The organism is Paraburkholderia panacisoli, from assembly GCF_008369935.1.
GTDB classification, from domain to species: domain Bacteria; phylum Pseudomonadota; class Gammaproteobacteria; order Burkholderiales; family Burkholderiaceae; genus Paraburkholderia; species Paraburkholderia panacisoli.
This window is the reverse complement of sequence record NZ_VTUZ01000132.1, coordinates 1-1675: the sequence shown is the minus strand read 5'-3', so window position 1 is coordinate 1675 and position 1675 is coordinate 1. Positions and strand designations below refer to the sequence as shown.

Sequence of the window (1675 nt, the reverse complement as noted above, 5' to 3'; positions counted from 1 at the left end):
GCCCCCTTCTATGAGCAGGAAGTTGTCAAGGCCTTTCACGACCTGTCTCACGAATCATTGGCCAGGTCCCATCGGGCGGCTCCGTAAAGAAGCGCCGTAGCGGGGGTCAAGGGCAGGCGAAGCCTGGAGCGCAGCGACCCTTGACGCTGCGAAGGCGCGATATGCTTGGGTATGCTGGTGAGCGCGCGGAATTGCGCTCACCAGCATAGAGGCGTATTCCATCCACGTCGCCCAGTAATTGCTGCAATCGAATCTATGTCCCTGCCTGAAGCCGGCCATTGCGCTCGTGAGACGATCCAACGTTTCACAACCTTCTATCCGCTGGCGGTTCGCCAGCCCCATCCTGCATGCGCGCTGCGCCGGAATCTTGTCCGGGTGACATGCCCCATCTAAGAATCGGTTGCGTTGGCAACCCAGGGGGCGGACGGGCATGTCCACTTGAACCATGGGAACAACAAGTGATCGGACTGTCGTAGCATCACTATCGCATGCAATACGATCTCAAACTGGTTTCATCTGTGCGCCATCAGGAATAACGCCGTCCTTCAGGTAGCGCCACAGCGCAATCGCGAGGCGCCGTGCGACAGCGACGATGGCGATGCGCCGCGCGCGGCGGTTCGGCCCCGTGCCCTGCGTGCGCTGGTTGAACCACTGTGTCAGTGCACTGCCGGGCTGGTAGCGCAGCCAGGTCCACGCCATCTCGACCAGTAACGCGCGCACTCGCCGGTTGCCCTGTTTGCTGATGCCCTGGTCGACCTGGCTCTCGCCGCTGTCCCAGGGCTGCGGCGAGAGCCCGACACACGCGCCCACCTGGCGGCGGTTGCTGAATTCCCGCCAGAACAGTTCGAGCGCGAGACGCGACGCGCCCACTTCGCCAATCCCCTTCAGGCGCGCCAGGTCATCGCTTCGCTGGCGGGCGGGTGCCGGCAGGCTCGCCTGGCGCGTCTTCTCGAGTGCCGCAAGTTGCTGCTCCGCCAGCGCGAGCCGTTCGCACTCGCGCAGCAGCCGCTCACGCAGTTCGGGCGGCAGCGCCGTGCCGTCATGACACTTCACCTCGTCGCGGGCGAGGTGGCCGGCAAAGGCCTTGTGGTCGACCTCATCCCAGCAGCCGAGCGTGGCCAGCAGTTTGCGCATGCGGTCGCGGTGCTGCAGCACTTCTTTCTGCAGTTGTCCGCGATCGCGCATCAGCTGACGCGACGCTTCGTCCTGCGGCGACGGCACGTGCACCACGTGCATGCGGTCGCGCTCGCCGCGGAGCCACGCGCGCAGGTTGATCACCAGCTTGATGGCATCGAGGCGGTCGGTCTTTGCGCGCCGCTTGTGACGTTCGACCGGGATGCTGGCCGGATCGATGACGTAGCACTCGATGCCGCGGGACTGCAGCGCGCGACTGATCCAGAACGCGTCCTGGCCCGCTTCGTAGCTGACGACGATGCGCACGCCGGCCGGCAGCGACCACTTCAGCTTCTGCTGTTCGATCACGTCAAGCACGGCCTGCAGGCGGGCGGCGGCCTGGGGCTGCGCGACCGTGTGCACGGCCGGCCGCTCGCGCCGGCCATCGTGCAGCGCCACCTTCCACTTTCCGACGGCCAGTTCGAGCGAAACCGCCAGTATGACGTCTTCAGCATGAGGTTCGGTAGCGTGATTTGCGTCCATGATGCCCCTCCATTGAGCA

1 protein-coding gene is annotated in these 1675 nt (G+C 65.1%); it reads right to left on the bottom strand.

Annotation, left to right across the window (positions count from 1 at the left end; genetic code table 11):
* Nucleotides 1-501: 501 nt before the first annotated feature.
* On the bottom strand, nucleotides 502-1656 hold the full coding sequence (locus tag FVF58_RS50920) for an IS110 family RNA-guided transposase (RefSeq protein ID WP_149676975.1): 1155 nt from the start codon (nucleotides 1654-1656) through the stop codon (nucleotides 502-504).
* Nucleotides 1657-1675 lie beyond the last annotated feature (19 nt).